Source organism: Anaerostipes sp. AF04-45, assembly GCF_003461725.1.
Classification (GTDB): domain Bacteria; phylum Bacillota; class Clostridia; order Lachnospirales; family Lachnospiraceae; genus Anaerostipes; species Anaerostipes caccae.
Window position 1 is genome coordinate 165,344 of sequence record NZ_QTXQ01000002.1, and the last position, 18,800, is coordinate 184,143.

21 protein-coding genes are annotated in these 18,800 nt (G+C 46.3%); 5 read left to right on the plus strand and 16 right to left on the minus strand.

Annotated features, from left to right (window positions below; translation table 11 throughout):
* Window positions 1-8: 8 nt before the first annotated feature.
* On the minus strand, window positions 9-416 hold the full coding sequence (locus tag DWV34_RS03655; RefSeq protein ID WP_009290474.1) for a C-GCAxxG-C-C family protein: 408 nt from the start codon (window positions 414-416) through the stop codon (window positions 9-11).
* A gap of 145 nt (window positions 417-561) precedes the next feature.
* Between DWV34_RS03655 and DWV34_RS03660 the strand changes: the two genes are divergently transcribed.
* The 3 genes from DWV34_RS03660 to DWV34_RS03670 are packed head-to-tail and all read left to right on the plus strand — an operon-like array spanning window position 562 to window position 2,442.
* Entirely contained in the window at window positions 562-951 is a 390-nt protein-coding gene (locus DWV34_RS03660; RefSeq protein ID WP_006565888.1) for a GntR family transcriptional regulator, read from the plus strand.
* Window positions 941-1,801 (plus strand): ABC transporter ATP-binding protein, encoded by an 861-nt coding sequence (locus tag DWV34_RS03665; RefSeq protein ID WP_009290473.1) that lies wholly within the window; start codon window positions 941-943, stop codon window positions 1,799-1,801. The genes DWV34_RS03660 and DWV34_RS03665 overlap by 11 nt, the downstream gene beginning before the upstream one ends.
* Complete coding sequence (locus tag DWV34_RS03670; protein WP_009290472.1) at window positions 1,798-2,442, plus strand: ABC-2 transporter permease; 645 nt, start codon at window positions 1,798-1,800, stop codon at window positions 2,440-2,442. The genes DWV34_RS03665 and DWV34_RS03670 overlap by 4 nt, the downstream gene beginning before the upstream one ends.
* 24 nt (window positions 2,443-2,466) lie before the next feature.
* Here the strand turns inward: DWV34_RS03670 and DWV34_RS03675 are convergent, their stop codons facing one another.
* The 7 genes from DWV34_RS03675 to DWV34_RS03705 form a co-directional block, all read right to left on the minus strand.
* Window positions 2,467-2,955, minus strand: coding sequence for a hypothetical protein (locus DWV34_RS03675; protein WP_009290471.1), 489 nt, complete (start codon window positions 2,953-2,955; stop codon window positions 2,467-2,469).
* A 30-nt stretch (window positions 2,956-2,985) separates the two neighbouring features.
* Complete coding sequence (gene hisF, locus DWV34_RS03680) at window positions 2,986-3,747, minus strand: imidazole glycerol phosphate synthase subunit HisF (RefSeq protein WP_006565892.1); 762 nt, start codon at window positions 3,745-3,747, stop codon at window positions 2,986-2,988.
* Window positions 3,748-3,759: 12 nt separating this feature from the next.
* Window positions 3,760-4,365 carry an imidazole glycerol phosphate synthase subunit HisH gene (gene hisH, locus DWV34_RS03685; RefSeq protein ID WP_022260800.1) on the minus strand — a complete coding sequence of 202 codons (606 nt, stop codon included), beginning with the start codon at window positions 4,363-4,365 and terminating at the stop codon, window positions 3,760-3,762.
* A gap of 3 nt (window positions 4,366-4,368) precedes the next feature.
* The gene (locus DWV34_RS03690; protein WP_009290468.1) at window positions 4,369-5,151 is read right to left on the minus strand and encodes a hypothetical protein; all 783 of its coding nucleotides are present in this window, start codon (window positions 5,149-5,151) and stop codon (window positions 4,369-4,371) included.
* A gap of 49 nt (window positions 5,152-5,200) precedes the next feature.
* On the minus strand, window positions 5,201-6,679 hold the full coding sequence (locus tag DWV34_RS03695; protein WP_006565895.1) for a sensor histidine kinase: 1,479 nt from the start codon (window positions 6,677-6,679) through the stop codon (window positions 5,201-5,203).
* Entirely contained in the window at window positions 6,680-7,357 is a 678-nt protein-coding gene (locus tag DWV34_RS03700; RefSeq protein ID WP_006565896.1) for a response regulator transcription factor, read from the minus strand.
* Between the two features lie 126 nt (window positions 7,358-7,483).
* Window positions 7,484-8,389 carry a DUF368 domain-containing protein gene (locus tag DWV34_RS03705; RefSeq protein ID WP_022260801.1) on the minus strand — a complete coding sequence of 302 codons (906 nt, stop codon included), beginning with the start codon at window positions 8,387-8,389 and terminating at the stop codon, window positions 7,484-7,486.
* A 180-nt stretch (window positions 8,390-8,569) separates the two neighbouring features.
* Between DWV34_RS03705 and DWV34_RS03710 the strand changes: the two genes are divergently transcribed.
* A complete protein-coding gene (locus tag DWV34_RS03710) occupies window positions 8,570-9,454 on the plus strand; it encodes a Cof-type HAD-IIB family hydrolase (RefSeq protein ID WP_006565898.1) in 885 nt (294 codons plus the stop codon).
* A 57-nt stretch (window positions 9,455-9,511) separates the two neighbouring features.
* Here the strand turns inward: DWV34_RS03710 and DWV34_RS03715 are convergent, their stop codons facing one another.
* The 5 genes from DWV34_RS03715 to DWV34_RS03735 are packed head-to-tail and all read right to left on the minus strand — an operon-like array spanning window position 9,512 to window position 13,624.
* Window positions 9,512-10,387: a putative ABC transporter permease gene (locus tag DWV34_RS03715; RefSeq protein ID WP_118475507.1), complete on the minus strand. Its 876-nt coding sequence runs from the start codon at window positions 10,385-10,387 to the stop codon at window positions 9,512-9,514.
* Window positions 10,388-10,410: 23 nt separating this feature from the next.
* Window positions 10,411-11,481: a tRNA 2-thiouridine(34) synthase MnmA gene (mnmA, locus tag DWV34_RS03720; protein WP_118475509.1), complete on the minus strand. Its 1,071-nt coding sequence runs from the start codon at window positions 11,479-11,481 to the stop codon at window positions 10,411-10,413.
* A gap of 9 nt (window positions 11,482-11,490) precedes the next feature.
* Window positions 11,491-11,928, minus strand: coding sequence for a Fe-S cluster assembly scaffold protein NifU (gene nifU, locus DWV34_RS03725; RefSeq protein ID WP_006565901.1), 438 nt, complete (start codon window positions 11,926-11,928; stop codon window positions 11,491-11,493).
* Between the two features lie 50 nt (window positions 11,929-11,978).
* Entirely contained in the window at window positions 11,979-13,157 is a 1,179-nt protein-coding gene (nifS, locus tag DWV34_RS03730) for a cysteine desulfurase NifS (protein WP_009290464.1), read from the minus strand.
* An 8-nt stretch (window positions 13,158-13,165) separates the two neighbouring features.
* Window positions 13,166-13,624, minus strand: a complete 459-nt coding sequence (locus tag DWV34_RS03735; RefSeq protein ID WP_022260803.1) for an RrF2 family transcriptional regulator — start codon at window positions 13,622-13,624, stop codon at window positions 13,166-13,168.
* 140 nt (window positions 13,625-13,764) lie between these two features.
* Here DWV34_RS03735 and DWV34_RS03740 point away from each other — a divergent pair, with 140 nt between their 5' ends.
* Window positions 13,765-15,063, plus strand: coding sequence for a polysaccharide biosynthesis protein (locus tag DWV34_RS03740; protein ID WP_006565904.1), 1,299 nt, complete (start codon window positions 13,765-13,767; stop codon window positions 15,061-15,063).
* A 66-nt stretch (window positions 15,064-15,129) separates the two neighbouring features.
* Here DWV34_RS03740 and DWV34_RS03745 read toward each other — a convergent pair whose 3' ends face one another.
* From DWV34_RS03745 to DWV34_RS03755, 3 genes are read right to left on the minus strand one after another with little or no spacing between them, the layout of a single operon-like run.
* Window positions 15,130-16,086: an ABC transporter permease gene (locus tag DWV34_RS03745; RefSeq protein WP_006565905.1), complete on the minus strand. Its 957-nt coding sequence runs from the start codon at window positions 16,084-16,086 to the stop codon at window positions 15,130-15,132.
* On the minus strand, window positions 16,083-17,177 hold the full coding sequence (locus DWV34_RS03750; protein ID WP_006565906.1) for an ABC transporter permease: 1,095 nt from the start codon (window positions 17,175-17,177) through the stop codon (window positions 16,083-16,085). Before DWV34_RS03750 ends, DWV34_RS03745 begins: the two co-directional genes overlap by 4 nt.
* The gene (locus DWV34_RS03755) at window positions 17,164-18,720 is read right to left on the minus strand and encodes an ABC transporter ATP-binding protein (protein WP_022260804.1); all 1,557 of its coding nucleotides are present in this window, start codon (window positions 18,718-18,720) and stop codon (window positions 17,164-17,166) included. The genes DWV34_RS03750 and DWV34_RS03755 overlap by 14 nt, the downstream gene beginning before the upstream one ends.
* Window positions 18,721-18,800: the final 80 nt, after the last annotated feature.

The window sequence follows — 18,800 nt, forward strand, 5'->3', positions numbered from 1 at the left end:
TCTGTATCTCAAAGCTTTTCCAGAATGTCGTCGAGAATCCGGACTGAGTCCTCCACACATCCCCGGCAGCTTCTGAGCATCGTGCCGGTGGTCATTCCTTTTAACTCCCTGCATACCGTACTTTGATTCTTCATCCGGAAACGTCTGATCAGCTCTCTTGTCAGTTGATATGTAGATCCTTTTGAATCCGGTTTCGCAAGATTCCCGGTGCTGTTCATCCTCCCCAGCACAGCAACTGCACCTGAAACCGCACCGCAGGTCCCTTCCATTCCTCCCATACCGAGCCCAAAGCCTTCTGTCAGTTCAAACACGGTCTGTTCATCAATGCCCATCTCCTCACAATAACAGCATGCAACTGCCTGTGCACAGTTATAACCTCTCTCATGCCTTTCGGCCGCTTCTTTTATCTTACTCATTCTGATACCTCCTCTGTCTGTTTCTTCTAACTAATTAAAACATATCCAATCCCCAAATACAACTTATCTAAATTTTCCTTCTCTTACCATTGACAACTGTATATATAGCGTATATACTGTATATATACAGTTAGGAGGGAATTATGTGAATATTATTATCAGTAACCAGAGTGATCTTCCAATTTATGAACAGATAGCGGAAAGCTTTAAAGAAAAGATCCTCTCCGGAGAACTGTCCGGGGGTGAACTTCTCCCATCCATCCGTTCTCTTGCCAAGGATTTGAGGATCAGTGTCATCACAACAAAACGTGCTTATGAAGAACTGGAAAAAGAAGGTTTCATAGAAACCATCCCCGGAAAGGGATGTTTTGTAAAAGCAAAAAGCACAGAACTTCTGAAAGAGGAAGTTTTAAGAAAGATTGAGGAGCATCTTGTGAACGCCGTACATATGGCAGTATCTTATGGAATTGAACAGGAAGAATTGGAAGATATTCTTTCCTGCCTTTATGAGGAGGGTATCGATCATGGAAAATAATATAGAAGTCAGGCAAATGACAAAAACATATCCCGCTTTCCGGCTGGACCGTGTGGATCTTTGCGTACCGAAGGGCTCCATCGTAGGTCTGATCGGTGAAAACGGAGCTGGAAAAACAACTCTGATCAAAGGAATGCTGGGCTTGATCCATCCGGAAGAAGGCGAAGTCCTGATCTTCGGCAAAGACACCCAAACTTCTATGAAAGAGATCAAAAAGGACATCGGCGTTGTCCTGGACGGCAGCTTCTTTATGGAACTTTTAAAGGTTCAGGCCATTGACACTGTCATGAAAGGAATCTATGACAAGTGGGACACAGCTCTGTTTTACGATTATCTGGAGCGGTTCGGCATTGATCCCTCCAAAAAGATCAAGGAACTGTCCAAAGGTATGCAGAAAAAGCTGGAGATACTGACTGCTCTCTCCCACCACCCGAAACTCCTGATCCTCGATGAGCCGACCAGCGGCCTGGACCCTGTTGTGAGAAATGAAATCCTAGATATTTTTCAGGATTTTATTTTAGATGAAGAGTGCAGTATTCTGCTTTCCACCCACATCACAAGTGATCTGGAGCATATTGCGGACTACCTGGCCTTTATTGACAATGGACATATGATTTTCTTTGAAACCCGTGATAAAGTCCTTGACAGTTACGGAATTTTAAAATGTGACCAGCAACAGTTTGAGCGGCTGGAACCATCCGATGTCATCCGCTACCGCAAAAACCGCTATAACTATGAGGTGCTGGTGAGCGACCGGCATGTTATCCGCAGGACTTACCGTGATGCGGTCATTGAGAAAATTACAATCGAAAATTTAATGCTTTTATATATAAAGGGGGAAGAATTATGATAGGATTAATAAAAAAAGATGTGCTGCTGATGCAGTCTTACTTAAAAAATCTGCTGCTGATCACAGCAATATTTTCAGGCCTTTCGCTGATCAACGAAAATTACTCTTTCCTTGCTGTGTCTCTGCCATGTATGTTTTCCATCCTGTGCTTTACGCTCATAAGCTACGATGACTATTATCACTGGGATGCCTACTCATTAACGCTTCCCATAGATTCAAAAGACAGTGTCCGGAGCAAATATATCGTTTCCACTTGCCTTTTGGCCTTTGGTACAATTTTAGGAACCGCATTGTCATTCGCAGTCATTACCGTAAAGGATCTGTCCGTACCCGGCAAAGAGGTTTTTCTCACAGCCTTCGCAGGTTTCTTCACAGCATCCGTTTTGATGTCTCTGATGTATCCCATCGCTTACCGATTCGGAACGGAAAAGGGACGGTTTGTCATATTCGGTATATTTGCAGGAATTTCTATTTTTATAGTATTATTGGGTAAAACACTGATGAACACGACTCTGCGTCTTCAGTCCATCGCCGACTTTTTCACAGGAAGCGGCAAATATCTGCTCATTCCTCTGATCCTGATCATTATATCTGTCTCTTACTGTATCTCCTGTAAGATCTTCACGAGAAAAGAATATTAAACCGGAACAAAGTTCTCAGGCCCCTCACTCTTTGAGGGGCTTATCTGCATGTGAAAAGTTCTCAAGGATACTCTCTGCATCTGCCGTTATTTTAAACTTCAGCTGAAGGCCCAAAATATTCACCGATGAATAGGCACTGTCTTTGTAAAAGGTTAAAGACCCCATCTTCACCATGCCGCCCTTTGAATCCTCATTGAGTTTCTTCGTCTCTGCCTGATACAAAAGACACCGGTATGCGGCTTTCTCCTCTGCCGGTATTTCTCTCACACTTTTCCACTCATCAATCTTCAGTTCACCGATGAGCTTTCGGATATCATCTTTATTCTTCAGCACAGCAATCGTTTTCCGATCCCTGCAGGATACGATTTCAATCTTCTGCGCTTTGCTGACCTGGCTGATATCGTCCTGCCTGCTTGTCACTTTGACCTGGCTTTTCTGCTTTTTAGCAGAACACCCCTGCAGTACGCCTGCACTCAGAATGAGAATTGCCGTCAAATAAAAAATTCTCTTCATACCCACACCTTTCTCATTGTTTCAGTGCATTCAACGGCGCACGCTGAGTCCTCTGTCCGCCAGATAATGCTTCAGATCCATAATCTCCAGCTCTTTAAAGTGAAACAGGGATGCCGCCAAAGCCGCATCTGCTTTTCCTTCTGTGAGAGTGTCATAAAAATGTTCCTTTGTTCCCGCACCGCCGGATGCAATCACAGGAATGTCCACGGCTTCCGCAATGGCCCTTGTCAGCTCATTGTCATACCCTGCCTTTGTACCATCGCAGTCCATACTTGTCAGAAGAATTTCTCCGGCGCCGCGGCGCTCTGCTTCCGCTGCCCAGGAAACCGCATCCAATCCTACATCGATCCTTCCTCCGTTTTTATAAACGTTCCATCCGGTGCCGTCTTCCCGGCGTTTTGCATCGATTGCTACGACCACGCACTGGCTGCCGAATTTATCTGCCGCGTCGCTGATCAGGTCCGGGGTGTTAATAGCAGAGGAATTGATGGAAATTTTATCTGCCCCTTCTCTGAGGATCGCCCTGAAATCCTCTACCGTTCGGATTCCTCCGCCCACTGTAAACGGAATAAAGACCGTCTCTGCTACTTTCCTCACCATATCGATCATAATATTTCTCGCATCAGAAGATGCCGTAATATCCAGAAACACCAGCTCATCAGCTCCAGCCTTGTCATAGGCCGCACCGATGGCAACCGGATCTCCCGCATCGATCAGATTTACGAAGTTGACCCCTTTTACTACACGGCCGTTATGTACGTCCAAACATGGAATGATTCGTTTTGTATGCATGTCCTTTTCCTCCTACAGTGAAATAAAATTCTTTAAAATCTGAAGTCCTACCGTGCTGCTTTTCTCCGGATGAAACTGACACGCAAACACATTGCCTTTTTCCACAGAGGCATGGATCACCTCCGAATACTCTGTGGTTGCCGCAACAATGTCCGGTTCCGAAGCTTTCAGATAATAAGAATGAACAAAGTATACATAAGAATCTTCCGGCACACCTTTAAACAGTCTGGCTCCTTCTTTGATCTTTAAGTTATTCCATCCCATATGAGGAATCTTTAACCCGTCTTTTTTCGGGATCTTTAAGATCTCCCCTTTTAAAAGCCCCAATCCCTCGACTCCCGGCGCTTCTTCACTCTTTTCAAACATGATCTGCTGCCCGAGGCAGATCCCTAAGAATGGGATTCCACGCTCTGCCACCTGGTGGATCGTCTCCTCAAGGCCGTACTGCCGAAGCTTTCCCATAGCATCTCCGAAAGCCCCTACTCCCGGAAGGATGACATGACTGCTTCCCAGGATCTGTTCCTTGTCTCTCGTGATCACCGCTTTTTCGCCCAGAAACTGGACTGCTTTTTCAACGCTTCTGATATTTCCTGCATCATAGTCAATAATCGCTACCATATCCTACCTCTCAATTTCAAGAAAATCTTTGCTGTCCATCTTTACTGCATCTGCTTTTCCCTTCAGTTCCTCACCTATCTGATATAAAGTGCGGTTAACCCTTACCATATAGGCTTTCTCATTATAAAAAGCCATTTTCTCAAACGGCCACCGAAACAGGCCCGGCACTCCAAAACCTTCTCCCAGCTCCAGAATAAAAAGTTTCTTGTTCAGCGTAGTCTGAAGCCATTTTGTATACGCAGCCCAGCTGTTCAGATAAGCTCCTTCTATATACGTACTCTTCGTATCCTCTGTACGTATATTATAGACTAATGGAGCGCCGCACTTTGGACACTCCAGATGCTCAATCTTCCCTGTCGTCTCATAGTGCCGGATCAAATCTTCAAGACCAAGATCCGCCGGATACAGCTGCTCACTGCACGGCCCTTTACACTGAAAAAAGTCTCCGCTTCCGCACGGTGCAGTCAGACGATTTTTGTCCAGACCAGAATGGAAAATGAGACCGTCATTGTTGCTCGTAATCACAAAATAATCCTTTTGATCTAATACTTCCTCCAACTTCTTAAAATAAGAAACCTGGGAGTGGTTCAGCAAATAATGACGTTCATACGCCTGCCGCATCCAGATGACATCTTTGTCCTCTTCATCCATCCTTAAGAGCTTCTGGTAATGCTCATTTTGTATCTCTGTTTTAAAATCTATTAACTCATATGCGCTAAGTTCCGGTCCAATGCCGACCAAAACCAAATCTGCGTCCTGTATCCTGCTAACATAATCCTTTAACATATGCCGCTCCTTTGCCTTCATGTGAATTATTCACTATTTTATCACATCTTCAGGCATTTGCACAATCCACATCGAAGTAAAATTCTACTCCGCCCTCCACATTGTTTACTCCATATTGCTTGCCGTGGGCCTTCATGGTTGCGGCTACGATAGACAGTCCGATGCCGCTGCCTCCATATTCTCTCGTTCTTGCCTTATCTACTTTGTAAAATTTCACCCAGAGCTTATCCAGATCTTCCTCCGGTATGTGGCTTCCGGAGTTAAAAACAGTCACCCTGAGATCATTCTCTATCCGCTGAAAGGAAATAGCAATCCTTCCGTTTTTTAAGACATGGTTTCTGGCATTGCTCAGATAGTTTCCGAACACTTCCTCTATCATAAACTCATCGGCCCATACATAGGTGGGAGGTTCATGAAACTCAACTGTAATATTTTCTTTCTGGAAGAAGATTGTATTGGCAGAAAGCATATTCTGAATCAGTTCCTGGATATTAAACCGTTCCATGCTGACCTGGTGGTTGCCGAACTCGATCTGGTTTAATGTCAGCAGTTTTTGGACCATCCGGTTCATCTTCTTTGCTTCATCCGCGATCACGTCACAGTAAAACTCACGGCTCTCCTCATCTGCTGAGACGTTGTCTTTCAGCCCTTCTGCGTATCCCTGGATCAGGGCGATCGGTGTTTTTAATTCATGAGAGACATGGGATAAAAATTCAGTCCTCATCTCGTCAATCTGGACCTTCTGCTCAATGTCCTGGCGCAGCTCATTATTTGCAGTTTTCAGCTCTGAGATCGTATACTCAAGCTTTGATGAGAGTTCATTTAAACTCTCACCGAGATGCCCCAGCTCATCTTCACCGCAGTCTATGACCTTCACATCAAAATCCAGATTGCTCATCCGGTTCGCGGCGGCAGCCATTTCTTCAATGGGCTTTGTAAACTGCTTGCTGTAAATATACATGGCGATTCCCCCGGCTACAATCAAAAGAGCACCCACGTAGGCGGTAAATCTCCCGGACAGCACCGCACTGGTCTGTATACTTTCCATCGGAGTGTTGATCACCACGGCGTAGCCGTTGTCAAAATATCCGAGAAGATTAATGCTGGTCCCGGTAGATTCCTTGTCGGACCCGCTCACTACGGCATATCCTTTTTCACTGATCTGCCTCTTGATCTTTCTCATATCCTCCAGCGTGCTGATCATATCATTGTACATCAATCCCTGTTTGCCCTCAGAAGAATATACGACCTGTCCGTTTTCATTGTTGACGATCAGCATCCGGTAATTATATTCTCTGACAATCTTTGATATCTTATAAGAATTATTATCGGCACCTTTTGTATTGAGCAGATGATTGATCGAGTCATAAACCTGTGTGATATTCTTTTTTTCCTTAAACACATAGTATGGTTCGATCATCAGGATGTTAATACAGATAGACAGAAGTATGGTGGATGCCATGATCACGATCAGCACCATCGTCATTTTCACTTTGATGGATTGATTCTTCAGTATTTTTTCTTTCACTTACTCCTGCACCTCGAACTTGTAGCCCATTCCCCATATCGTGCGGATATAGGCTCCTTTGCTTCCCATTTTATTTCTGAGTTTTTTTACATGGGTATCAATGGTCCTGGCGTCTCCGAAATAATCATAATTCCACACCTGATTCAATATGTTTTCCCTTGTAAGTGCCCTTCCCTCATTCTTCATGAAGTAGGACAGAAGTTCAAATTCTTTAAAACTCAGATCAATACTTTTATCATCTATGGTGACCATATGGGCTGCTTCATCCAGAACAATCCCGCCGGCTTTCAGCACTTCTCCGTCCTGCTGTCTGGTCCTCCTTAAAATGGCTTCGATCCTTGCCACTAAAATCTTCGGACTGAAAGGCTTCGAAATATACTCATCCACTCCCAGGTCAAAGCCCTGAAGCTCATCGTTTTCCTGATCTTTGGCCGTCAGCATGATAATCGGCACTTCGGAAACTTTCCGTATTTCCCTTACGACTTCCCATCCGTCCATCCGGGGCATCATCACGTCTAAAACGAGCAGATCGATTCCTTTGGTGGAAAAGAACACATCCACTGCCTCTTCCCCATCTCCTGCCTCCAGCACCTGATATCCTGCCCTGTTTAAGAAATCCTTTACCAATTTGCGCATCCTGCTCTCATCGTCTACTACTAATATTTTAAGATCATTCATCAAGGTTCCTCCTGCGGTTATATTCCAATTCACTATGTATAGTTTACCACAGGATTATGATAAAATTGTGAAAAAAAAGACATCAGCACTGAAAATACTGATATCTCTTTCGCTTACATGATTTTTCTATTCTGCCTCAGATACTCCGGCCGCTGCCTCCTGTCTGTCAGACATAGCCTTCAGTTTCTGCAGTCCAAAGATAATAACACCGCCGATGATAAAAAACAGGATACTGAAACTTCCCGCTGTCAGTGCTGGTTTCGGAACTTCCAGCGTGGTCGGTCCCATGACGATAGCATACAGGGATCCGATCATCATTCCGATGATGAAATAGACCATCTGTGACCGGAACTTTTCAAGACAGGTGCGGATCAGCTTAACGACTGACGCAATCCCGCACAGGATGCCGCAGCCAAAGATCAGGATTACCGGAAAATAAGCCGTGTTAAAATGCATAGCTTCTTTCACAGCTGAAATGACCGGCACATACAGCCCGAAGATTAAAAGCATGGTAGAACCTGAAATTCCAGGCAGCACCATAGCCGAAATAGCAACCATGGCCACGAGGAAAATATAGATTCCCAGTCCCAGATTTAAATGTTCCACACTTACATTCATGCCTTTTCCCGATGCCGGGTTAAAATAGGTGATTGCTGCCACCATGACAATTCCGATCAGGGCAAACAGAGCGTTGCCGTATTTACCTTTCAGACAGTCCTTTTCCTCAGACCAAATGATCGGTATGGCAAAAATGATAAGTCCTAAAAACAGGGAACTGATTTCATAAATTCTGTCACTGAAAATACTGGCCAGCACAGAAACCGCTGCCCCAAAGCCAACGACCCAGCCAACCCCGATACGCAGCAGGAACTTCACTGCCTCTATCTTTTTTTGTTTATTTCCTGTAATTAAATCGTCTAGGGATGAGATAAAACGGTCATAAAAACCGAGCAGAAAAGCCACGGTCCCGCCGGATACCCCCGGCACACTGTCGGCTAATGCCATACAAAATCCCCGAATAAAATTTAGCATATTGACTCCTTTGTTTTCTAAAACACATACAAATGCCGGAATCCATTCCAGCACAACTTTTAGTATTATAGCACACGTTATGTAAAATAAAAAGCAAGAAAATCTTAAAGATTTGTGAAACTATGTCCTTCTTTTTGCTTTTATGATAGTATAATATTACGAATATGAAGGAGGTTCTATATGATAAAATTAATTTCATCCGACATGGACGGAACACTGCTGGACAGCTACCGCCAGATCACTCAGGTCAATATCGATGCGATCCGTACACTCCAGGACAGCGGCGTCGAGTTTATCATCAACACAGGACGGGAATACCAGAATGTGACAGATATTTTAGGAAAAGCAGGCCTTGAATGCGATATGATCTGCAGCAACGGCTCCTGCGGTTATGATAAAGAAGGAAACCTGCTGTTTGAGCATTCCATTCCGGCAGATACAGTAAAACAGATCCTCGGGGTATTTCACAAATCCAGCCTGGTTCCGACGCCATTTTCCCAGATGGGCCGTATTTCTCTGCTTTCCAGAGAGGAACTAAAAAAATATACGAAAGAAGTCATGATTCCATCCATGCAGATCAATCATCCCGACTTTGTATATACAGATGAAGAATTTGAAGATTTAATCAGCCAGGTTACCTATGTAGAAGGTGAAGCCGGACTGTTTGACAGCGAACACCGGGTTTTAAAGTTCATTTCCCAGTCAACAGATCCCGAAGCGCTGTTAAGACTGCGGGCAGAATTAGAACAAATCCCGGGACTTGCCGTAGTATCCACGGCACCTACGGATATTGAGATTACCTCCTCAGAAGCCCAGAAAGGGATCGGCCTGATGGACTATGCAAAGCGGAAAGGGCTGGTTCCGGATGAGATCGTTGCCATCGGAGACAGCGAAAATGACTATTCCATGCTCTCCATTCCGGGAATTCATTCCGTTGCTATGGCAAATGCCACAGAAGCCATCAAAAATATCTGTGTCTATCAGACCCGTGCCAACACAAAAGATGGCATTGCCTACATCATCCGCTGCATTCTCGCAGACCGCGATAATTTTAAACTGACCTAAGGTATCATTTTATAAAAGAAGATCTGTAATCCCACTGAGAGGTTTACAGATCTTCTTTTATTTTATCTTCATTCGCTTTTTCAGCTCATCCAGCGCCTCTTTGTATCTCTCAGAATTAAAGGAAGGAAACGCATTCAAAAGTCTCCTGCTGGTTTGGCTTTTCTTCTCCGCAATCTCCTGATACCGGCTTTTCAGATCTTCGATCCTCTGCTCCAGTTCGCCGCTGATCGTATCTTTCCGTTCTTTCAGGCCTTCCGATACGGCATTTCTCTTTTCCGCCAGTTCCTGGCCGGCCTCATCCAGCTTCTTTTTCGTCTCTTCCTGCTTTTCTACGGCAGACATGACACCGAGATAAATATTTTCACCCAGCTGCTCTGACATATTATGCAGTTCTTCTGCGATCTCGCTCATTTTGCGCAGCCTTTGATTCATCTTGAAGATACCCGCCGCTGTTACCCAGAGATCGGCTGCCATGCCGGCCAAAAGCATAAGGAGCAGGAAGCTGCCGAAGAGACCCGGTATGAGTCCCACAAATTTCGTAATCATAGGATGAACCACATAGACGATGAGCATACAGGCAGCACCCCAGATCAGTGAAAACGGAAGACAGATATATCCGTTTAAATTAAACGGCTGGTCCGAATAATCCCACCATCTGCTGTGAAAAATCTTTTCCAGCGCAAAGCCCGTGATCCACTCGATGGAAGATACGGCTATGACAGAGGCAATATACATGAAAAAAACATTGGACTTATACGGCATCAGCAAAGATACCACAAATCCAACGCCGAATCCGTAAACCGGACAGATAGGCCCGTTTAAAAACCCCCGGTTTACAAATTTTCTCTGCTTAAATGCGGCAAATGCCACTTCACTGCACCAGCCGAGAAATCCATAAATAAAAAAATATGACAAAAGATAATATACACTCATAATCAATCAAGCTCCCATCGGAATTATAGGATCGTAGCTCCCCCTGCCACATAATCGCCGTCATAAAACACTACCGCCTGTCCCGGAGTCACTGCTCTCTGAGGTTCGTCAAACAGGACTTTTATCCTGTCTTTTCCGTCCATGCTCACTGTGCACAGGGCCCCTCTGTGGTTATAGCGGACTTTCGCCTGAAATCTCATACCGTCTTCGATGGAGGATACAGACATCAAATTTACATGGTCTCCATAGAGGGTATCCGTCATAAGATCCTCATTGCTCCCGATCACCACTTCATTTCTCTCTTTATCTATCCGTACAACATATCCCGGCTGCTTCAGGGAAAGACCCAGTCCTCTTCTCTGTCCCACAGTATAACATACAATGCCCTTGTGAGTGCCGAGGATATTCCCATCCATATCCACAAAATTACCCGGCCGGATCTTCTGTCCCGTAGTTTCTTCGATAAAATCTCCGTAGCTGCCGTCTACAAAACAGATGTCCTGGCTGTCCGGCTTGTGGGCCACCGGCAGATGTATCTTCTCTGCTATTTCCCGTATTTCATCTTTCGTGTATTCCCCCACGGGCATCAGTGTCTTAGACAGCTGGTTCTGTGTCAGGTTATAAAGAGCATAGGTCTGATCCTTCTCGGGAGTCGCCGAACGCTTCAGCGCATATCGTCCGTTGGAAAGCTTTTCAATCCTGGCATAATGTCCGGTTGCAATATAATCGGCGCCGATATCCAGAGATCTTTTCAGCAGAGATTCCCATTTAACATAGCGGTTGCATGCAATACAGGGATTCGGAGTTCTTCCGTCCAGATATTCGTCTATAAAATAATCAATGACATGTTCCTTGAAATCCTGTTTAAAATTCATGACATAATAGGGAATATCGAGCGCCTGGGCCACTCTCCTGGCATCATCCACAGCTGACAGGCCGCAGCATCCTCCGTTTTCTTCCAGAAGTTCCTGTTCTTCATCCTGCCAGATCTGCATGGTAACACCGATCACTTCATATCCCTGTTCCTTCAATAAATAGGCTGCCACGGAGGAATCCACCCCTCCTGACATGCCTACAACTACTTTCTCTTTCACGGATGCCTCCTAGTACTCTTCTTCCACTTCCTCTTCTCCAATATCGGATTTCGGTTTCTCAAGGCCTTCGATCTTGATGCCGTTTTTCTGTGCATAATCCCAGAGGGCTGCATGGATTGCTTCCTCTGCCAGAAGAGAACAGTGCACTTTGACCGGCGGAAGACCGTCGAGAGCTTCCATTACCGCCTTGTTTGTAACTTCCAGTGCTTCCTGCACGGATTTTCCTTTGACCAGTTCCGTTGCCATGCTGCTGGTGGCAACTGCGGCTCCGCAGCCGAACGTCTTAAATTTTACATCCTGAATAATCTGGTTATCGTCGATATCAAAATAAATGCGCATGATGTCTCCGCACTTGGCGTTTCCGACAGTACCCACGCCGCTGGCGCCCTCAATCTCTCCTACGTTTCTCGGATGCTCAAAATGATCCATAACTTTTTCACTATACATAACAGTACCTCCTGTTTTTCTTCTAAATATAAATCAGGCAAAAAACCCGTTTAATGTTTCTTTACAAAATCTTCATACAGCGGAGACATTTTTCGCAGCTTATCTACGATCTCTTTTAATTTCTCCACAACAAAATCCATATCCTCTTTGGTTGTTTCTTCCCCCAGAGTCATCCTGAGAGATCCATGTGCAATCTCGTGAGGAAGTCCAATGGCTAACAGTACATGTGACGGGTCCAGTGAACCGGACGTGCAGGCTGATCCGCTGGAAGCACAGATTCCTGCCATATCGAGCATGATCAGAAGGGATTCGCCCTCAATAAACTGAAAACTGATATTAATATTGTTGGGAAGCCTTTTGTCTCTTCCTCCGTTTAAGCGGCAGTACGGGATCTCTGCCAGAATCCTGCGGACCGCATAATCCCTCAGCTCCTGTTCCTTGGCAGTTCTCTCCTCCATTGTCTCAAAAGCGATCTCAACGGCCTTTCCGAATCCCACAATGCCTGTCACATTCTCTGTTCCGGCCCGGCGCTTACGCTCCTGCGCTCCTCCGTGGATAAATGAGCGAAGTTTCAGTCCTTTGCGGATATACATAAATCCGATTCCCTTCGGTCCGTTCAGCTTATGGCCGCTGGCACTCAGCATATCAATATTCATCTCATCTACATTGATCGGTACCTGTCCGTATGCCTGTACCGCATCTGTATGGAACAGAACGCCGTGTTCTTTTGCAATCGCTCCGATCTCTTTCACCGGCTGGATCGTTCCTATCTCATTGTTGGCAAACATGACAGTGATCAGAATCGTATCCGGGCGAATCGCCGCTTTTAACTGATCCAGCTTAATATATCCGTTCTCATCCACATCCAGATAGGTCACCTCATAACCGTTTCTCTCCAGATACTGGCAGGTGTGAAGAACCGCATGGTGCTCGATCTTGCTTGTAATGATATGTTTTCCCTTTGAGGCATAGGCTTCGGCAGTCTCCTTGATGGCCCAGTTGTCCGCCTCAGAGCCGCCGGCCGTAAAATAAATATCCTGGCTTTGTGTGCCCAGAGATTCGGCAATCCTGTCCCTTACTTCATTGACTGCCTTTTTCGCCTCAGCAGCCGGTGAATAGACGCTGGACGGATTCCAGAATTTCTCCGTAAAATATGGCATCATCGCTTCTACTACTTCCGGTCTCGCCGGTGTTGTTGCCGCATGGTCTAAATATATGATCTTTTCCATAACTTCTCCTATCTTTCACAATTTCGTTCCGCCGGTTTCCCCTGCTGGACAGCTCTTGCCTCGTCCGCCAGCTCATCTAAATAAATAGAATCCACTGTTTTGGCAATGCTGTCATTGATCCTTTTCCACACAGTTTTTGTCACGCAGTACTTAGAGCCGCTGCATGTTTCCTCTGTATCGGTAAGTTCTGTACAGTCTACCGGCGTCAGATCGCCTTCCAGTGCCCTCAGCACGTCTCCGACTGAAATATCTTCTGCATTTCCCGCCAGAACATATCCTCCCTGGGCTCCCCGGATGCTTTTTACAAGCCCCGCCTTCTTTAACTTGGAAAGAAGCTGCTCCAGATACCGAATGGATATATCCTGCCGCTCTGATATCGCGCTGACAGCCGCAGGTTCCTTCTCCCCGAACACTGCAATATCTACGATCGCACGAAGGCCGTATCTTCCTTTTGTTGATAATTTCATCTCACCACTCCAATCCCGACCAAAATAGTCGGATATCACACTGCTATGTTATCACCTGGGACTTCCGATGTCAACACAATCCCAATCATAACCGCGTATTTCTTGACATACAATAGAACAATATCAATCGGGGAGTTCTTATGAAAAAATCCAGCCCTTTTGTACAAGGTACATTAATTTTAACAGCCGCTAATATTTTTTCCAGATTTATTGGATTCTATAATAGAATATTTCTGGCTGGATTAATTGGTGCCCACCAGATGGGAGTCTATCAATTAATTTTTCCTATTTACCTGGTGGGTTTTGCCCTCTGTTTTCACGGATATGAGACTGCCCTGTCTCAGATCGTCGCCGCCCAGATGGCTAAAGGCCGTCCGGAAAACTGCAGAAAAATACTGAAGATCACTTTAGCCGTCACGATCCTGCTCTCTGTGATCTGTGCCTGTTTCTTTTATTTCTTTGCCGACGAGCTCTGCATGAAATTTCTCCACGAAAAAGACTGCATCCCCTGCCTCAAAGCCGCTGTCTTTGCTATGCCGTTTGTGGGTGTAAAAGCATGTATCCATAGTTACCACATCGGTCTCGGCAAACCCGGCCTCCCGTCCGTCTCTCTTTGCATTGAGCAGATTTCCCGGATATTGGGCATTTATGCAGTCTCTGTCACCTTCTTTTTAAAGCTTGAGACACCCGCGTTAATTGCAGTACTCGGCATGGTAGCCGGGGAAATGGCTTCCTGCCTTTACACTGTCATTTATCACCTTTTAAAGACAAAACGGCAAAGCAGCGGGCTGCCTGCGGCTTCTTCCAGAAAGCTTTTTGGCAGCCTGCTCTCATTAAGTTTTCCTCTGACCTGCAACTCTCTCTCCATCACACTGCTGCAGAGTCTGGAAAACATTCTGATCCCGCTGATGCTGACCAGGTTTTACTGCAACCAACACTATTCGGTAGAGGTATATGGAATCCTGACCGGAATGGCGATTCCTTTTATCAACTTTCCGTCCAGCATCACCAACTCTATCTCGGTGATGCTTCTTCCGAAAGTGTCAGCCGCGACAGCGGAACAGGATTACCGCACATTACATAGGGCCACCAAATACTCCCTTTCCTTTTGCTTTCTGCTGGGGATCGTAAGCTTCTTTTTATTTTTTACTCTGGGGCCGTCGATCGGACTGATCGTATTCCACAGCAAAGAGGCAGGCATGTTCTTAAGGATGCTCTCCTTTTTGTGTCCGGTGCTTTATCTTTCCGGAACTCTGTCCAGTATTTTAAACGGCCTTGGGAAGACCAAAACCACGCTGTTTAACAATTCCGTCTCCCTCCTGCTCAGGATCGCTTTTATCGTATTTGTGGTCCCGCTGGTAGGGATTAACGGATATCTCTGGGGACTGATGGCAAGCACTCTTCTGGTGGTCATCATGCATTACCGGAAAATAAAATGAACCCCATACAGCTCCTGGCTTTTAAAAGCAAGAAAGGAACCTCTTTTTTCAGAGATTCCTTTTTTCTTACCGTTCTTCCCGGAAATAGTTTGTCCCGCAGGATGCCGGCTGATTATTTTCTTTTGACTGTCTTACAGAGGAAATTACAAGTACAAGCGCCGTAATCACGAATGGGAGCATATCATAAAATGCATTCGGTATACTGATGATGCTCTTCGGCACATAGTATTTCAGAACACTGAAGCAGCCGAAAGCCAGAGATCCATAGATCGCTTTCACCGGACTCCACGATGCAAAGATGACAAGTGCAACAGAGATCCAGCCCAATCCGTTGACACAGTTGCTGATCCAAACACCTCCGCAGATGATCATGGCCGAATAGGCTCCTCCGATACCGCAGATTCCTCCGCCGATCAGTACGTTGATATACTTGGCGCGGATAACTCTGATCCCGGCCGCATCGGCAGCCCCGGGATTTTCTCCCACTGCCCGGACATTGAGCCCGGTTTTTGTCTTCTGCAGATAGTACCAGCAGATCACGGCTGTCACAATACCGATATAGACAAAGATATTGTAGGAAAACAGCAGTTTTCCCAAGACCGGAATATCACTCAGCACAGGGATATGCAGATTTGCAATCTGTGCAGAAATGTGTTCCGGCAGTTTTAATGACTGGGTGGCAGAGTGATTCAGCATATATTCGCCGATAAAGTTTGCAAGACCCACTCCAAATATGGTCAGTGTCAGTCCGGTTACATTCTGATCCGCCATAAACGTAATCGTGAGGACCGCATAGATCAGCGCCGCGGCTACTCCGGCAGCAAATGCGGCCAGAAGGGCAAACACCACATTGTCTGTCTGATAGCCGACCATAAATCCTGCACATGCACCTATTGACATCATGCCTTCTACACCCAGGTTCAGATGTCCGACCTTTTCGTTCATGATCTCACCGACCGTGCCAAACAGCAGAGGCGTGCCGGCCAGCACTGCTGCCACAAACAGATTCAATACCGTATTCATTTTCCGGCACCTCCTTTTCTTCCGACAAATTTATAACGAACAAAAAACTCACATCCGAGAACAAAAAACAGGATGATTCCCTGAAGAACATCCGCGGAATAGCTGGAAAGCCCGTAGGTAGACTGCATCACACTGCTTCCCTTCTCCAGAATACTAAACAGGAAAGACACGATCACGATTCCAGCCGGATTCAGGCGTGCCAGCCACGCTACGATGATCGCCGTAAATCCGACTCCTCCTGCCACAGAGGTTGCCAATGTCATGTCGGAGCCCGTTGCCTGCACCATACCCGCAATACCGCAGATAGCACCGCTGAAAAACATCGTCCGCAGCATCACACGCTTTACCGGAATTCCTGCATATTTGGCTGTGGCATGGCTGTCTCCCACTACGGAGATCTCATATCCCTGCTTCGTATATTTCAGATAAATATAAACGATCGCAGTGAGCACCAAAGCAATGATCCAGCCGGCCTGGACACCCAGAACCGAATCCAGCTGTGCGTTAATATCAAACCTTGCGATCTTCGGAAATCCGGAGGAAGCCGGATCTTTCCACGGACCGTCTCTCAGATACACGATCACATTCAGGGCGATGTAATTCAGCATCAGCGTAAACAATGTTTCATTGGTATTGAACTTCGCCTTGAAAAACGCCGGTATCAAGCCGAACAGCCCTCCCCCGATCACACTGAATAAAAACATAACGATCAGCAGAAGAACATGAGGCATCGCATTTTGATACAGCGCAAAATAGGTGGCAAAAATTGCTCCCATAATGATCTGCCCCTCTGCCCCAATATTCCAGAACCTCATCTTAAACGCCATAGTAACGCCCAGAGAAGAGATCAGCAGCGGTATCATGATGCGGATCGTAGCCTGGACTGCCATCTCACTCCGGAAGGCTCCGCTTATAATCGTCTGATACACAGTAAATGGGTTAAAACCGATGATCAGAAGGAAGATCCCTCCTGCCAGCAGGGCAAGCAGCACGGAAGCAGCGCGCAGGATCATGGTCTTTTTTTGTGACAGCTCCGCCCGTTTCACTGTACGCAGCAGCGGCTCCCTTCCTGTCTTCTTACTTGCTTCCATCTGTGTTCTCCTCCTTCTTCTCTTTCGTTCCGTTTACCCCTGTCATTAGCAGGCCGACTTCTTCTTTTGTCGTCTTTCTCGCATCCACGATACCGGAGACCTCTCCATGACAGAGTACCAAAATGCGGTCGCTGATAGATAAGAGCACATCCAGGTCTTCTCCCACCAGCAGCACTGCCACACCCTTTTTCTTCTGCTCATTGAGAAGGTCATATACAGTATAAGAAGAATTGATATCCAGTCCGCGGACCGGGTAGGCAGTAAGGAGTACATTCGGCTCTGCGATGATCTCTCTGCCCAAAAGTACTTTCTGTACGTTCCCTCCGGACAGCATCCGCACCGGCGTATCCACACTCGGAGTCAGGATGCCAAGTTCCTTCACCATTTCTTCTGCCATCTTCCTCGGCGTTTTCCGGTCTATAAAAATACCTTTCTGATCCTGGTAGTGTTTCAGGAGGACATTGTCCACCATCCCCATAGACGCCACCAGTCCCATGCCAAGCCGGTCTTCCGGCACAAAGGAAATGCGGATGCCGCGGCTTCGGATGTCCTTAAACGTCATGCCCACCAGTTCTTCGTCTCTGTGAACGATGCTTCCTTCTTTGATCTCCGTAAGCCCCGTGATCGCCTCACACAGCTCTTTCTGGCCGCTTCCGGCGATCCCCGCCACTCCTAAGATCTCACCTTCCATCAGTTCAAAATTCACATCGGTAAGTCCCGGTGTGCCGTCCGGACGGTCGACATTCAGATTCCGGATGACGATTTCGGGAACTGCATCGGCCTTCCTTTCGGGACGGTCGATCTCCAGTGTCACAGGACGTCCCACCATCAGTTCTGTCAGCTTTTTCTCATCGCTGTTCTTTGTGTCCACAGTTCCGATGCTCTCCCCTTTTCGGAGAATCGCAACACGGTCGCTGATGGCCAGCACCTCATTCAGTTTATGGGTAATGATGACGATGGCACAGCCCTGCTCTTTCATTCTCCGAAGAATTGCAAACAGCTTTTCTGTCTCCTGGGGTGTGAGCACCGCCGTCGGCTCATCCAGAATCAGAATACTTGCTCCCCTGTATAAGACTTTCAGGATTTCCACAGTCTGTTTTTCGCTGACCGACATGTTGTAGATCTTCTTTTCCGGGTCGACCTCCAAACCGAATTTTGAACTGATCTCCTCGATCTTTGCTTTCAGCTCTTTCGGCCGGATTCTCTTCTCCTTTGTCCCAAGTACAATGTTGTCCATCGCACTGTGCACATCTACCAGCTTAAAATGCTGGTGGATCATGCCGATTCCCAGTCCGATCGCATCCGTCGGAGAATTGATGGAGACTTCCTGTCCTCCGATCCTGATGGTTCCGGAATCCGGGTGGTAGATCCCGGAGAGCATGTTCATCAGAGTCGTCTTTCCTGAACCGTTTTCTCCGAGCAGGGCAAGGATTTCACCATATTTTACATCCAGATCTACGTTATTGTTTGCCACAACACTCCCAAAAGTCTTTCGGATGCCTCTGCACTCTATGGCATATGTATCCTTCTTCTCCTGTGCCATTTCATCACCTCGTATCATGTGTTTTCTGCCTCTCTTCTTTCATTGAGTTCCAAGAAAGAAGGGCACTGCCTTCTGATTCA

Bases quoted from the DNA above. Each gene is read 5' to 3' on its own strand.
- DWV34_RS03750 (WP_006565906.1), bottom strand. From the start codon at position 17,177: ATGGAAGCAAGTAAGAAGACAGGAAGGGAGCCGCTGCTGCGTACAGTG.
- DWV34_RS03735 (WP_022260803.1), bottom strand. From the start codon at position 13,624: ATGAAATTATCAACAAAAGGAAGATACGGCCTTCGTGCGATCGTAGAT.
- DWV34_RS03670 (WP_009290472.1), top strand. From the start codon at position 1,798: ATGATAGGATTAATAAAAAAAGATGTGCTGCTGATGCAGTCTTACTTA.
- DWV34_RS03690 (WP_009290468.1), bottom strand. From the start codon at position 5,151: ATGTTAAAGGATTATGTTAGCAGGATACAGGACGCAGATTTGGTTTTG.
- DWV34_RS03665 (WP_009290473.1), top strand. From the start codon at position 941: ATGGAAAATAATATAGAAGTCAGGCAAATGACAAAAACATATCCCGCT.
- hisH (WP_022260800.1), bottom strand. From the start codon at position 4,365: ATGGTAGCGATTATTGACTATGATGCAGGAAATATCAGAAGCGTTGAA.
- DWV34_RS03655 (WP_009290474.1), bottom strand. From the start codon at position 416: ATGAGTAAGATAAAAGAAGCGGCCGAAAGGCATGAGAGAGGTTATAAC.
- DWV34_RS03715 (WP_118475507.1), bottom strand. From the start codon at position 10,387: ATGAGTGTATATTATCTTTTGTCATATTTTTTTATTTATGGATTTCTC.
- DWV34_RS03710 (WP_006565898.1), top strand. From the start codon at position 8,570: ATGATAAAATTAATTTCATCCGACATGGACGGAACACTGCTGGACAGC.
- DWV34_RS03700 (WP_006565896.1), bottom strand. From the start codon at position 7,357: ATGAATGATCTTAAAATATTAGTAGTAGACGATGAGAGCAGGATGCGC.
- hisF (WP_006565892.1), bottom strand. From the start codon at position 3,747: ATGCATACAAAACGAATCATTCCATGTTTGGACGTACATAACGGCCGT.
- DWV34_RS03755 (WP_022260804.1), bottom strand. From the start codon at position 18,720: ATGGCACAGGAGAAGAAGGATACATATGCCATAGAGTGCAGAGGCATC.
- nifU (WP_006565901.1), bottom strand. From the start codon at position 11,928: ATGTATAGTGAAAAAGTTATGGATCATTTTGAGCATCCGAGAAACGTA.
- nifS (WP_009290464.1), bottom strand. From the start codon at position 13,157: ATGGAAAAGATCATATATTTAGACCATGCGGCAACAACACCGGCGAGA.
- DWV34_RS03740 (WP_006565904.1), top strand. From the start codon at position 13,765: ATGAAAAAATCCAGCCCTTTTGTACAAGGTACATTAATTTTAACAGCC.
- DWV34_RS03745 (WP_006565905.1), bottom strand. From the start codon at position 16,086: ATGAATACGGTATTGAATCTGTTTGTGGCAGCAGTGCTGGCCGGCACG.
- DWV34_RS03705 (WP_022260801.1), bottom strand. From the start codon at position 8,389: ATGCTAAATTTTATTCGGGGATTTTGTATGGCATTAGCCGACAGTGTG.
- DWV34_RS03675 (WP_009290471.1), bottom strand. From the start codon at position 2,955: ATGAAGAGAATTTTTTATTTGACGGCAATTCTCATTCTGAGTGCAGGC.